This window comes from Limnobacter sp., assembly GCF_043511195.1.
GTDB lineage: Bacteria > Pseudomonadota > Gammaproteobacteria > Burkholderiales > Burkholderiaceae_B > Limnobacter.
This window is the reverse complement of record NZ_CP121330.1, coordinates 941,924-955,770: the sequence shown is the minus strand read 5'-3', so window position 1 is coordinate 955,770 and position 13,847 is coordinate 941,924. Positions and strand designations below refer to the sequence as shown.

The window sequence follows — 13,847 nt, the reverse complement described above, 5'->3', positions numbered from 1 at the left end:
AATCTGAACGCCTAATCGGCCTACCGCGCTGGGCCAAGCAAATATTGGTAATGGCTGCAGACTTCGCGCTGGGCATTGCAGCCACCTGGCTGGCGTTCAGCCTGCGCATTGATGGCATGCACGTGCCCCACAGCAATGAATGGATTCCCTATTGGTTTGGCCCTTTGCTGGCTTTGCCAATATTTATTCACTTCGGCTTGTACAGGGCAATTTTTCGCTACACCGACCTAGCGGCGATCAAGCAAATTTTGAAAGCAGTGGTTGTGTATGCCGCTATTTACACAACTGTGGTGCTGGCTTTTTATATTCCACCCAACCCGCGGTCAATTGGCATTCTGCAGCCTTTCATTTTGAGTGCCTTTATTGTGGGCGTGCGCATGTTTGCGCGGTTTTGGCTGCTTTCAAGCAACATCGACCCGCGCTTACGGGTACTTCGTCGCCGCCTGCTGATTGTAGGCACCGGGGATGATGCGGTGCAATTGGCCAACGCATTGAAAGGCTCGCCTGAATACATTCAAATTGGTTTTGTAACAAACGATACCCAGCTAATTGGCAGAAACATGGCGGGCTATCGCGTGTTCTCGCTGAATGAATTGCGGAAAATCATTGAGAACTACGAGGTGTCTGACCTGGTAATAGCCTTGGGCAGCGGTGCGCAGGGTACCCGCCGACAAATTATTGAGCAATGCAAAGGCTTGCCCGTTCACATTCAAACGGCGGGCCTAACCCTAGATAGTCAACATTCTTCCATTCGTGAGCTGGATATCGACGACCTACTAGGCCGGGATCACATTCCACCAAACGTAGAGCTGCTTAACCTGAAGAACCACAACAAGGTGGTGCTGGTAACGGGTGCAGGAGGCAGCATTGGATCAGAATTGTGCAGGCAAATATTGGCAACCCGCCCTGCCCGCTTGGTGCTATTCGAGAACAATGAGTTTGCGCTGTACGCCCTGCACCACGAGCTACAACAAAAAGTGAATTCCTTTTACCGCGAGGTTCAGCTGTCGCCTGTGTTGGGCGATGTGCGCGATGCCCACCGACTGCGTGAAGTGTTCAGCGCGGTTAAGCCCCACACCGTGTACCACGCTGCAGCCTACAAGCATGTGCCACTGGTTGAGTTAAACCCGTTTGAAGGCATTCGAAACAACTTTCTTGGAACCCGGTTAACCGCCAAGGTAGCCAATGAGTTGGGGGTGGACGATTTTGTTTTGATCAGTACCGACAAAGCGGTACGCCCCACCAATATTATGGGCGCCAGCAAACGGCTTGCTGAATTGGCATTACAAAGCCTGGCAGATGAACCCGATGTGAAAACCCGATTCAGTATGGTGCGGTTTGGCAATGTGCTGGGTTCAAGCGGTTCAGTGGTGCCGTTGTTTCGCCAACAAATTGCGAAACTTGGGCCGGTTACCATTACCGACGCCGAGGTGACCCGGTTTTTCATGACCATTCCCGAAGCGGCACAATTGGTGATTCAGGCTGGTGCCATGGCCAAAGGTGGTGATGTGTTTGTGCTTGATATGGGTGAGCCCATACGAATTATCGACCTGGCAAAACGCATGATCACTTTGGCGGGCTACACGGTGAAGGAGCCCGGACAAACTGAAGGCGATATTGAAATTAAGGTGACTGGCTTGCGCCCAGGCGAAAAACTGTATGAAGAATTATTGATAGGCAACGATCCCAAACCAACCGGGCACCCACGCATTATGAAAGCCAACGAGAAAAGCATTAGTAACAGTGCGCTTGATGAAGAAGTTGAAGCTTTGCAAAACATATTGCAAACGCGCGATGTACCCGAACTGAAGAACCTGTTGCTTCGCTTGGTAGACGGCTATCAGGCAGAAAGTGAGACTTATGACGCCCTGACTTCTATTTCAAAATAGCGAGAAAGGTGCGCACAATAATTTGAATGTCCAGCCACACACTTTGCTGCTGCACATACTGTACGCAGTAGGCCAGTTTCGCGGGCATTACTTCTTCAACATAGGTTTGTTCCGGGTTGCTGCTTTTGCCCAGTAGCTCGCTTTCGCTACGGTATTCGATACTGGCCAGGTCAGTAATGCCAGGTCGCACTGAAAGTACAATACTTTTGGTGGGCTCTGGGTACAAGGCCACGTATTTGGGTACTTCCGGGCGTGGCCCCACAAGGCTCATGCTGCCTTGCAGTACGTCGATTAGCTGGGGCAGCTCGTCAATTTTGTAATGTCGAAGAAACGTGCCAATTTCGGTAATTCGCGAGTCGTTACCCACTGTAATTTGCATGGCCGCACCCGGTTGCGCCACAGTCATGGTTCGAAATTTGTGGATTCGAAAAGGCTTGCCGTGTCGGCCAATTCGTTCTTGCCGAAAAAATACGGGGCCAGGCGAGTCGCGTTTGATCAGTAAAGCCACAAGCAAGAGCATGGGGCTCAGCAAGAGCACACCAAACAACGCGAGTACGAAATCGAAGGTTCGTTTGAGCACGTGATTCAAGCCAGGGTTTGTTGAATAGCAACAATTATCCGATCCACTTCCGCTTGTGTCATTTTTGAATACAGGGGAATGGACACCATGCGTTCAAACGCCTTTTGGCTGACCGGGAATTGCTCGGGCTTAAGGTGGTAGCTTTCTCGCCAATAGGGCTGCAAATGCAAAGGGATGTAGTGCACGCTGCAACCAATGCCTTGGGCGTACAGTGCCTCAACAAATTGATCGCGCGTAAGCGTGCATGCATCGCTTAAACGCAGCACATACAGATGCCAGGAATGAAGACCATTGCTGGCTGCACCTTCAGGCAAAACAACCGGCAGGTTTTTAAAGGCTTGATTGTATTGATCAACAATGGCTTGGCGTTTTGCGCGAAACAGTTCGGCTTTTTTTAGCTGATGAATACCAATGGCAGAGGCCAAATCCGTCAGGTTGTACTTAAAACCGGGCGCCACCACTTCGTAGTACCAGCTGGGCGCTTTGGATGTAAAACGATCAAATACATCCCGGTTAATGCCGTGCAGGCGCATGGTTTTACAACGTTTGATCAATTCTGGATTGCGCGAAACCACCATGCCACCTTCGCCGGTGGTAATGGTTTTGTTGGCGTAGAAGCTGAACACGGCCGCATCGGTTTGCAAATTACCCACCGCAATGCCGTCGACCAGGCAAGGCAAAGCATGCGCGGCGTCTTCCACTACTTTCAAATCATGTTCGCGGGCAATGGCAATGATTTCCGCCATGTCGGCGGCCAGGCCCGCGAAATGCACAGGCATGATTGCTTTGGTTTTGGGAGTAATTGCGCTGCGAACCAAGGCTGGGTTGATATTCAAGCTACCGGGAAGCACATCGACAAATACTGGGTCGGCACCCAGATAACGCACCACCTCGGCTGTGGCGGTGAAGGTGTGCGTGGGCACGATTACTTCATCGCCGGGGCCAATACCAATTGCCTCAAGCGCCAAATGCAAACCTGCGGTGGCAGAGTTTACAGCGATGGCTTGAACGGGCTGACCGCCGGTCGCCATGCCACCGCCTGCCGCGTTCAACATGGCTTCGAAATCCGTTTCAAACTGGCGGGTTTTTGGACCGGTGGTTAACCAGCCTGAACGCAGGCAGTTGGCCACTTCCTGAATTTCTTCTTCGCCAATTTCTGGCAATGCAAAAGGCAAAAATGGTTGGGTGCTCATGCGTTTAACTTGATTGAATATCGGTTGAGTATACGACCATGCGGACGCTTACAGGTGCCCGCCAGCCTAAAGCCAAGCCGTGTATAAAACTGATTGGCTTTGGTGTTGTTACTTTGGTCGGTTGTAAGGTACACGGCAGGGGCCCCGGCAGTTTGCGCATGGGCCAGAAATGCGTTGACCAATTGTTGGCCGATTTGCTGACCTTGCGCAGCAGGTTGAACACCCAGGCTGCTGAGTAAAGCCGCATTGGGTAAATCGGGCAGAGACTCGCCACGATAAAACAAGGCTGACCACAGTTTGATAAACACCAGGTTTGGTTTTCGCAACAAAGGCCACAGGGAAGCCAGCCCAAACGCCAACCAGCGTTGCTTGAGCAGTTGCAAGAAAAACCCCTGCGGTTGGGTAGTGCCTGCGACGAATCCAAGCACTTCGGCTGCATTGTTTTGGGGGCAAGCCACCAATGAAATTCCGCTGGGGTGATTCAGAAAACCGCTGTACAACAGGCTTAGAAAGCGTGGCCCCATTAATGTGAGAAAAAAACCGGGGAACGCTTGCAAATGTACTTGCACCATTTGTGAAATGTCATTGGGCTGGGCCGGACGAATTTGAATAGGCGCAGGCGTGTTCATTGCACCGGCCCTTGAATGGTTTGCTGAAAAAAATCAGCATACTGTGCGCACACTTGTGTGCGGCTGTAGTGTTGTTCAAGATATTGGCGTCCGTTTGCTCCTGCAATGAACATGCCTTGCGGATTGGAAAGCAACTGCTCAACAGCCTGCAACAAGGCTTGCGGGCTACCGGGTTCAACCACCACACCACATTCGGCCCGCTGAACCAAGCGACCAGTTTCACTTTGTACATCGACACTGGCCACAACGGCTTTGCCAGCCGCCATGTAGCCCAGTACTTTGCTGGGCACAGAGAAGGTACCCTTACCCGGCAACAAGCTGACCATTGAAATGGTTGCGCAATTTTGAACTGCGGGTAACAGTTCCCGCGGTTGAAATGGCAGAAAGTGCACGTTTGGCAATTCTTGCGCCAACTGATGCAACTGAGGCAGCAAGGGGCCATCGCCTACAAACAACCAATGTAAATTGCTGTTGGAAGCGGCCAGTTTTGCAGCTTGCACAACCACTTGCGCACCAGACACATGACCGATGGTTCCGGCGTAAAGCACCACAGCTGCATGGCTGGGAATACGGGCCATTTGACGAACAAGCAGCCCTTGCTCGGGCTGGGGTTTTATTTCGTCAATGTCGATCCAGTTTGGAATGACTGCGATTGAACCTGAAGCACCATGTTGTTCGACATGGGTTTTAAAACCCTGACAAATTACTGCCAAACCGTCGGCTTGCCGGTAAGCGGTTTGTTCAATCCACTTCAATGCCTTGATAACAGGTTTGCTTTTGATCAAACCAAGATCAACCAATACATCAGGATGTAGATCTTGAACATTAAAGATCAGTTTGAAACCACGCAGTTTGGCCAGCAGGGTAAGCGTGGCGCCCAACGGCAATGGTTGAAGCACCGCAAACACCAAGTTGGGTTTTTTGCAACTTAACAGGTAGAAAAAGCTACTGAGCACAAAGCTTAGAAAATTCAGTGCACGACTAATAAAGCTTCGTGTTTCAGAGGTGTACAACCAAAGCCGGGTAATTTTTATATTGCCCATCATTTCACGCAGAATGCGCTGCTTGACATAGGGTGCCTGCACTTTGCCACTGGGGTGATTGGGAAAGCCAGTGACAACTTCAACTTCCCAGCCCTGTGCGGCCAGGTTTTCCGCAAGCTCTTTGAGCATATAACCCATGGGCGCATGTTCAGGCGGAAACCATTGACTTAAAAACAAGACAGATTTTGAGTTGTTTGGCTTGCTCATGATTGATCTACAGGAAAAGCCAGTGCGGCCAAACCAAGCACAAAGAACACACCTTCTGCAAAATCGTAGTGAAACGAATTAAGCATGTTCAGCAATACGTAGGCCAATATGAATCCATGAAGCAATACAAGGTGCTGTGATTGATTGCGCAGCAATACCGCACCGATAAAAATGCCGTAAAGCACCAAGGCAAGTAGGCCACCTTGCACTGCGAACAACAGGTACTGATTGTGTGGATTATTGAATTCAAATGTGAAACCGGCAGCTTGTGCATGGGGCGTTACAGCCGACTCAAAACCACCCATGCCGTAACCGAACCACGGCGCTTGCACAAAAGCTTCGAGTGAATGTAACCAAAAGCTTAACCTGCGCCCATTGCTGGTGTCTTGCGCAATGGCTTGCCCATCGACCCATTGTTGCACTTCGATAAACACTGCATTGACCCGTGTATGGAAAAAGTCTGAACCAAAATACAAGGCACACAAAACAACAGACACCGCTACAGCTGCAAGCAAGGATCCCTTGAACCCGATACGTTGATAAGCAACAACTACAGGAAGCACTGCCATGGCAACCCAGCCAGACCGACCTTCTACCATAAAGAAGAAGTTGTACAAGGTCAGTGCCAATGCCACCAACACCACTGCTTTAACCCACACCTGGATGTTTGACCATTGCATGCGCAATCGATAGGCCACATAACCAGTTGCAAGGGCGATGAAAAAGTTATGGGTAATGTGCAGCTTGAATAACAAAGGCGATTCAGAACCTTCGGGCCATGGAAAAAAACCAAACGCCACAGCAAAACTGCCAAGTACGCTAACAAATACACCCATGCAAAAAACATCAAGCACGGTGACGGTTTCTTGCTTGTTTAGAAAGGCTGCAGCCAGGAAAGGCAGAAGCAAAAGCCGAAGATATTTGCTGAGATAGTCGCGCGCTGAATCAAAATTACTTGTTTCGAAAAAAAGCGTAATGAGCAGCCATGCGATGAGTGCATAGGCTGCAAGAGAAATTGGGTGTTTGAATAAACTTGCAAGGCGACTTCGCGTTGATTGATTGACCAGCACAAACACCAAAGCCAACGCCAGCAACAAATTAACAGGCGCAGGTTTAATCGGCAAAAAAAACGCTGCCCCCGCTAAAAACCAGGCCGGGTTGACCCGTTGAACAAAACTCAAACCCACCCCCACCGCTGCCAGTGCATTTTAAGAAATGCATAAGTAACTGGCGCTGTAATTAGCCCGGGTAAACCAAAGGCAACCTCGCCGAGAATGATGGCGATGAGCATTTCGGGCACGCTGGCGCGCACGTTGCGGCCAATGATGTAGCCATTCACGAAGTATTCAAGCTTGTGAATGATGAACAGGTAAAGCACCGACCCCATGGCCACAAAAACACCGTAGCGAATGGTCAGCACCAAAATAAGGGTATTGGCCATGATGTTGCCGGCTGCGGGAATAAGACTGGCCACGGCGGTGAACATCAAGAGCAGTTCGCGAAACGGTAGCACCACCTCGAATGCGGGCAAGATGCCGTAGATGAACACGGCGGTGCAGAAGGTATTCCAGATACTGACATACACCTGCGCGCCCATGAGCAAGGTGAAGCAGCGCACATAACGTTCGAGTGTTTCTAGCCAGGCCTGTGCCAGGGGTTTGTAGGGGCCACTGTGGCCAGGCGAAGCGGGTGCCATTAAAGCGGCAGACACACCCAAAATAAGCGCGAATACAAACTGCAGGAATATGAAAAAGCTGGCGCCACCAAAGCTGCGAATGTAGCCCACGAAATCGCTGTCGTCTTTGCTGATCATGCGGAACAATTCGCTGGGCTTACCGGGAATGTGTTCACGAATGGCGTCTGGCAGGCTGGCTGTGACCGAGTTCAGGTTGCGCAGTGCTTCTTCTATCAATTGCGGACCTTGCTGCGCCATGGTGGCCAGCACAAAACGCACGCCGCTGTTAACCCCGATACCCAACAACACCACCGCTGCTGCCACCACCGCAGTGGTTAAAAATGTGGGCAGCCAGCCAAACAGCCCACGCATGAAGGGGCCGTTGAATTTATTGATGTGGGGCTGCAGCAGGTACACAAAGCCCCGGCGGGTAAAACGGGTAAGCGCAAAAATGGCCAGGCCAGCGATAAGGCCCACGCCAATTTTCAGGCTCAACATGCTGATCCAAATGGCCAGTATGCCAACTACGGCGGCGTACTCCCACCGAATGGCGTGATTGTTTTGATGCTGTGCGGGGTTGGACATGGAATCTCTTGGCTGCTTGTTGGGTTAGGTATGACCAAGGTTTTCCCGATTCTATCCCAACTTGATCAGTTCACCCCAAGGATACGGCGCCAAACCGCCAGTAAGATGCCTAGCCCCAACAGACCTGCAAGGCCCATGGCACCACCACCCCCGCCGCCACCGCCCTGCGTGGCAGAAACCGGACTTGTGCTTGTGGAGGTATCACCACCAGAAGAATCGACGCTGGGGGTAAATGTACGTTCGTTGGCACTGACATTGGCCAGGCGAACCACGCTGGTGTTGCTGCGGTTGGTCGCCGTGTCGGTTACCGTAAGTGCGAATTCGGCAATATTGCCCGCCATGCCCGATTGCACCTGTAAGCTGCTGTTTGTGGTGCCAGCCAGCGCCACTGGGTTGCCAAACACCTGTTGCCAACTGTAGCTTAGGTTGGCGCTACTCCCGGCGCTGTTGGTCGACAAGTCACCATTCAGCGTGAACGGCCCGTTGCTGGCCACCACTGCAGATTGCTGCACATTGGCCACGGGCAAGGCATTGCTTGATTCACGCGTGGCTTGCAAAGCACCCACCACATTCAACAAACCTGCGCCACAGGCTGTGCTGGTGCAGTTGCGGCGTGCAAAACCAAATAGGCCTTGTGTGAAGTCTGCGTTGGCTGGATAAGGCAAGGCGCTGTTGCGCAAAATGGTCTCGATTTCGCTGGGCGTAAGGCTGGGCCGTGCGGCCCTGAGCAAAGAAATGGCGCCTGCAATCATGGGTGCGGAAAAGCTGGTGCCTGCGAACAAAAATGCACTACTGCCATTTGGGTTGGGCGTGGATTCACCGGTGTTGCTGGCCCCCACATACCGCCCGTTGCTGTTGCCTGGTGCATGCAAGGTTAAAAAACTGCTGCTGCCACCCTTGGCGGTGTAAGTGGCCAGTTGGCCATCTTGCTCAGCCGCGCCTGCAGCAATGGTGCCTGCGCAATTGGCAGGGTACTGCACCGCGCCACCGGAATTATTGCCTGCAGAAATGACAACCGACACATTGCGAGCCCGCGCGTCGGCAATGGCCAAAGCCACCATGTCAGCGGCGGCGCAACCGCCGCCAAGCAAGGGGGTGTCGGTGGCAAAACTTAAATTGATCACATTGGCAGGGTTGGGGTTCACGCCAATGGTGGGGTCGACCCGGCCAGAACCTGTGGCCCAGTAAAAGGCATCGACAATATCGGAACTGGTGGCAATGCCACACCGGCCAGAGACCCGCACGGGGAGCACCTTGGCATTCCAGTCCATGCCCGCCAAAAACTGGCCGTTGTTGGATTGGGCTGCAGCCACCGACGCCACAGTGGTGCCATGCCATGAGCTGGTGGTTGAACCATCGGGGCAGGTAAAGCCGGGGGGCGGCGCATCGCCAGGATCAGAGGGATCGGGGTCGCGACCATCGCCATCGTTGGAACCCGAATTGATGACGGTTCCCAATTCGCGTTCACCTGTGGGTGGGGTGGCGCGGGTGACAAAGTCGTAGCCCGGCAACAGGCGGCCTTTCAGTTCCGGGTTCTCGAACAACACACCCGAATCGAGCACTGCGATTACCACGTTGCTGCTTCCGCGTGTTTGCTCCCACACTTCTTGCATGCGCAGCGAAGCATAGGCGCCCGTGTTCATGTAACTGGCCTGGTTGGCTGCGTAGCTGCCGTCGTTGGGCGCAGGCACTGCGGTGCGCTGCAATTGAATATCGGGGCTTGCAAAACGCACGCCGGGCAGGGCCTGAAGCGCAGTACGAATGGCTTGCGGCGTTTGCAGGCTGCCCAGCACGGGCAGACTCTGCATTTCAACCAGGTAGCTGTTGGGCTGAAGCAAAGGGCGCACCATTTTTACAGGCACGCCAAGTGTGGTTTGAAGCTGCTGCATCATGCCGCTGGGCATGGCATTGGGCGTTGCGCCAGCTGCGTTGATAACCCAGCGTGTGGGCGTGGGCGCGGCTGTTTGAGCAAAAGCTGTTGTGGTACACACGGCACCTGCCAACAAGGCGACTATGGAATATTTGACAACACACTGCTTCAAGTTTGTCCCCTGCTTTTGTAAGCCGAACCGGCCACTACTTCTTACCGCGAAAGACTTAGAACGGATTCACCCCACAGCGCGTGCACACTGCGGGGTGAATGGGGTACTGCATCAACTTACATGAACTGCTGACTGGTTTATTGACCGATCACACCGCCATCGGTACGTGTCAGCACAATGGTGGCTGAACGTGGACGACTTCCTGCGTTGGGCATTTCGCCTGCTGCCGGGTTACCAAACCCGCCGCCAGCCAATGCATAAGGCCATGAGCTGGTCGGTGCATTCAAGTCATCCGTGTCCTCACCTGGGTGCTGAATGTTGATGAATAGCGCTTTGCCGTCGGGAGATTCAGTCAAACCTGTGATTTCACAGTCGCGAGGGCCCACTACCAAGCGGCGCAATGTGCCAACGGTACCAATTCGCGTGGACACTGTTCCGCCGCCTGCCTTGGTGTTGTCGACGGTCACTGTTTCGCCGTCGCCTACTTCGCCTGGGACCGCAGCCACCAACATGCAGTTGGTGGTGTCGGTAAAGGCGCCGTCGTCGGTTTGAATGTAGAGCACGCCGGTTTTTTCAGAGAACCACAAACCGTCTGGGCTAGACAGTACGTTTTCTTCAGTCAAACCAGACAGGTTGACGTTCGGATTGTTGATGTCGTCGTCCTCTGCACCGAACAGGTAGATGTCCCACTCGAATCCGGTGGCAGCCGGCTCGCTGCCGTCTTCTTTCCAACGGATTACGTGACCATTCACGTTGCCTTGTGAACCAGAATCACCAATGCCATCCGCATCGTCATCCCGATCAAAGTAAACACGTGGATTGGCTGGGTCGGCCACGCGGCGGCTGGTGTTGTTGGTCAAGGTCATGTAAACCTCGCCGTTGCGTGGGTTGACACCACCCCACTCTGGACGATCCATGGGTGTACCGCCTGCAATGTCTGCCAGCAAGCGTGTGTTCAGGAATTGTTCGTTGGCATCGGTCACAGTGTAGTTAATGGCAGCTGTGCTCAGCGAGCCAGAACCACGCACTGAAGTGATCATGGTGCCGTTGGCCACTGTGGCCAGGTCGAGCCAGTCGCCCGTGAAATCAGCATCGAATTTGGCCACGTACAGCTTGCCGAAGTCGAGGTACTTGTCGCCAGACTGCAAACCACCATTCATGTCGGCTGGGTCCCAGTTGGCAGTAGATACAAACTTGTAGATGTATTCGTAGCGGGAATCGCAACCCATGTAGAACACCACGGGCTTGCCCGCCTCAACTGGGCCTACCCATGCGCCTTCGTGAGCAAAACGGCCCATGGCGGTGCGCTTTTTCGGTGTGGTGGTTGGGCGGAATGGGTCAATTTCTACGTTCCAGCCGTAGGTGAATGCTGCGTTGCGATAGTCGTCGGCTGCTGTCGCGCCCACAATGCCAACATTCCAGCGGCTAAACGGTTCGCCAACCTGGCCGACTTCGCTGGCCGTGTTCCAACCTTCGCGGCCATTGCCGGATGTACGAACACCATAACGACGCATGGAGGCTTGATCGTTCTCGCTGCGACCTGTGTTGTTGCTGTTACCGAAGTAACCAGCCCAGTTTTCCTCACAGGTCAAATAAGTGCCCCAAGGCGTGTAGCCGGAAGCACAGTTGTTAATGGTGCCGCGAGTGCGGGTGCCGTTTGTAGAGTACTTGGTGACCATGGCTGCTACGCCGCGCAAGGGGCCACTGATTTCCATGTCGGTCAATGTATGAATGCGGCGGTTGAATGCGCTGTTTTGCACCACGCTGTACTGGCCATCGCTGCCACGGCGCACTTCGACAACCGACACACCGTGAATGTACATTTCCTTCAGCGCTTCGTTTGAATCGCGCACACCCGCTACGCTGGTTGGGCCGTTGGCATGCAGGAAAAGCTCGGTAATCGCCTCGTGGTTAATGACTAGCAAGCCGCGGTCACCCGCCTCTGGATCCCATGTGTTATCAGCACCTAGACCAAAAAAGTACATACCGTCGTGGTGATCGCCAGAGCGGAACTGGAATTCAGAAGGGTTGTTGGCTGCGTCGGAGCCGTCGTTCATGTACTCGGAAACGCCCGAAGCAATGGGGTCGCCCAGTTTGTACAGCACCTGGAACTGATAGCCTTCAGCCACTTGAACGGAGTCTGCAATGCTCAATGGTGTGGAACTGAAACCCACGGCGTTCAGTTGTGTTGCGCCGGGTGTGCTGGCTACCGCACCATCACCACCGCCACCGCAACCGGACAAACCCAGAAAACCCAATGCGGCTACGCCCACGGAACCTTTCAAAATGCTCCGGCGTGAGGGGTTTTCCAAGTGATGATTAATGATTTGCTGGAATGTTGGGCTGGAAAGCACTTCCAGCTCTTTTTTAGTGATTGATGACATCTCGACCTCCATGTAAGACTCGAGGATTGTCTGGTCGCTGTATTACAAGGTTGTGTGAGTTTTTTTAAAGAAATATGTCATCCTGAACAAGTGTTCAACAAAGCGGGATGGGCGTTTCAGGCGGGTTCGATATTTTGACTTGTTCGGCCGGAATGTTCGTGGCAAACTTGAACGCCAAGCGATTGATTCCATTGGAGGTAGTTAGTAAATGTCGAATCAAACCAAAGAAGTTCCCAGGCGTAAGTACAGACTAGACAAAGAAAACAGCTTTCGACAACGAATATGGAAACTCTGGCTGCTTATTTTTGCAGCAGGCCTTGTAGCAGCGTTTACAGCCAGCTTGACCCATGCGGACGAAACCGGTGACAGGCGAGAAACCCGTGCAGTAATCGAAGCCCAGCTCGAAGCCTTCAGGCAAGACGATGGCCCCAAGGCCTTTTCCTACGCAACTCCCAATGTACAAACCATGTTTGGCGATGCCGAAACTTTCATGCAAATGGTGCGTGAGGGCTACGACGTGGTCGTGAAACCGGTGACCGTGCGTTTTGTGAAATTCGAGACCGATGGAAGCAACGCTCTACACGCTGTGCAAATGATCGACCGCCAAAAAACCCTGTGGAACGTATACTACGTGTTGCAGAAGCGCCCGGACGGCAGTTGGAGGATTTCCAGCTGTGAGACCGAGAAAGCGGAAACCGACCTGATTTGACATGAGCACCGAAGCCGCAACCCCCACTTGTAACATTGCCCTGACCGACGCAGCCCAGGAACGAATTCTTGACCTGCGCGACAACATGCACAAACCGGCGATGATCCGCCTGTATGTGCAGGGGGGCGGCTGTTCGGGCTTTGAATACAAAATCGACCTGGCCCGCGAAACCGACGAGGACGACATTCTGCTGCAAATCAACCCCTACATTCACATTTATGTAGACCCGGTGAGCGCCCCGTACCTGGAGGGCACCACGATCGACTACGAAGCCCACACCCTGGCTTCACGCTTTGTATTCAACAACCCGCAAGCGAAAAGCACCTGTGGGTGTGGATCAAGCTTTTCGGTGGAATAAACCACAACTTGTTTCTGGTTCTATACAAAATTTGATTTTTGTATAGAATGGGAAACAAGATGCCAGCCAAATTTGATCTAAAAACCTCAGCGCCCCGCGAGCAATTGCTTGCCTTGGGGCAACAATTGAAGCAACACCGCAAGGCCAATAAGCTAAGTGCCGATGCGGTGGCCACTGCTGCCGGCCTTTCCCGCACGACCCTGCACCGAATTGAACTGGGCGAAGCCTCTGTGGCTGCCGGGGCCTATTGGGCCGCGGTTGCAGCATTGGGCTTGACGTGCGGAATTGTTGCAAAGGGCACCACTGCGGCCGATGCGGTTTCCGGCAACATCGATTTAAAAAAATATCCACAACTGAAACTGCTGGCCTGGCATGTGCAGGGCACGGATTGGCTTACACCGCAACAGGCTTGGGACATTTATGTACGCAACTGGCGGCATATTGATGAAGCAGCAGTTTCTGCGAAAGAAAGAAAGTTGATTGATCAACTGCGTGCGACGTTTGAACCTGGCTCAAAGGACAAAATTTGAATGTTTAAACGCACACACCACCA

Annotated in this window: 12 protein-coding genes; 4 read left to right on the top strand and 8 right to left on the bottom strand. The window is 53.0% G+C overall.

Features of this window, described 5'->3' with window-relative positions; genetic code table 11:
* The first annotated feature begins 50 nt into the window (after positions 1 to 50).
* Positions 51 to 1,889 (top strand): polysaccharide biosynthesis protein, encoded by a 1,839-nt coding sequence (locus P0D43_RS04595; protein WP_394673357.1) that lies wholly within the window; start codon positions 51 to 53, stop codon positions 1,887 to 1,889.
* Here P0D43_RS04595 and P0D43_RS04590 read toward each other — a convergent pair.
* From P0D43_RS04590 to P0D43_RS04555, 8 genes are all read right to left on the bottom strand, one after another.
* Entirely contained in the window at positions 1,876 to 2,469 is a 594-nt protein-coding gene (locus tag P0D43_RS04590; protein WP_394673706.1) for a sugar transferase, read from the bottom strand. The two genes, P0D43_RS04595 and P0D43_RS04590, sit on opposite strands and share 14 nt — an antisense overlap.
* A gap of 5 nt (positions 2,470 to 2,474) precedes the next feature.
* A complete protein-coding gene (locus P0D43_RS04585; protein ID WP_394673356.1) occupies positions 2,475 to 3,662 on the bottom strand; it encodes a DegT/DnrJ/EryC1/StrS family aminotransferase in 1,188 nt (395 codons plus the stop codon).
* Positions 3,659 to 4,291 (bottom strand): GNAT family N-acetyltransferase, encoded by a 633-nt coding sequence (locus P0D43_RS04580; protein WP_394673355.1) that lies wholly within the window; start codon positions 4,289 to 4,291, stop codon positions 3,659 to 3,661. Before P0D43_RS04580 ends, P0D43_RS04585 begins: the two co-directional genes overlap by 4 nt.
* On the bottom strand, positions 4,288 to 5,541 hold the full coding sequence (locus P0D43_RS04575) for a glycosyltransferase family 4 protein (protein ID WP_394673354.1): 1,254 nt from the start codon (positions 5,539 to 5,541) through the stop codon (positions 4,288 to 4,290). Before P0D43_RS04575 ends, P0D43_RS04580 begins: the two co-directional genes overlap by 4 nt.
* Positions 5,538 to 6,722 (bottom strand): O-antigen ligase family protein, encoded by a 1,185-nt coding sequence (locus P0D43_RS04570; protein WP_394673353.1) that lies wholly within the window; start codon positions 6,720 to 6,722, stop codon positions 5,538 to 5,540. The genes P0D43_RS04575 and P0D43_RS04570 overlap by 4 nt, the downstream gene beginning before the upstream one ends.
* Complete coding sequence (locus P0D43_RS04565; RefSeq protein WP_159568060.1) at positions 6,719 to 7,801, bottom strand: AI-2E family transporter; 1,083 nt, start codon at positions 7,799 to 7,801, stop codon at positions 6,719 to 6,721. The genes P0D43_RS04570 and P0D43_RS04565 overlap by 4 nt, the downstream gene beginning before the upstream one ends.
* 65 nt (positions 7,802 to 7,866) lie before the next feature.
* A complete protein-coding gene (locus P0D43_RS04560) occupies positions 7,867 to 9,843 on the bottom strand; it encodes a S8 family serine peptidase (RefSeq protein ID WP_394673352.1) in 1,977 nt (658 codons plus the stop codon).
* Positions 9,844 to 9,980: 137 nt separating this feature from the next.
* Positions 9,981 to 12,227, bottom strand: coding sequence for a PhoX family protein (locus P0D43_RS04555; RefSeq protein ID WP_394673351.1), 2,247 nt, complete (start codon positions 12,225 to 12,227; stop codon positions 9,981 to 9,983).
* A gap of 208 nt (positions 12,228 to 12,435) precedes the next feature.
* Here P0D43_RS04555 and P0D43_RS04550 point away from each other — a divergent pair, with 208 nt between their 5' ends.
* The 3 genes from P0D43_RS04550 to P0D43_RS04540 are packed head-to-tail and all read left to right on the top strand — an operon-like array spanning position 12,436 to position 13,824.
* The gene (locus P0D43_RS04550; protein WP_159568057.1) at positions 12,436 to 12,936 is read left to right on the top strand and encodes a DUF4864 domain-containing protein; all 501 of its coding nucleotides are present in this window, start codon (positions 12,436 to 12,438) and stop codon (positions 12,934 to 12,936) included.
* Position 12,937: 1 nt separating this feature from the next.
* Entirely contained in the window at positions 12,938 to 13,294 is a 357-nt protein-coding gene (locus tag P0D43_RS04545) for an iron-sulfur cluster assembly accessory protein (protein ID WP_341238236.1), read from the top strand.
* 59 nt (positions 13,295 to 13,353) lie between these two features.
* On the top strand, positions 13,354 to 13,824 hold the full coding sequence (locus P0D43_RS04540) for a helix-turn-helix domain-containing protein (protein ID WP_394673350.1): 471 nt from the start codon (positions 13,354 to 13,356) through the stop codon (positions 13,822 to 13,824).
* The last annotated feature ends 23 nt before the right edge of the window (positions 13,825 to 13,847 follow it).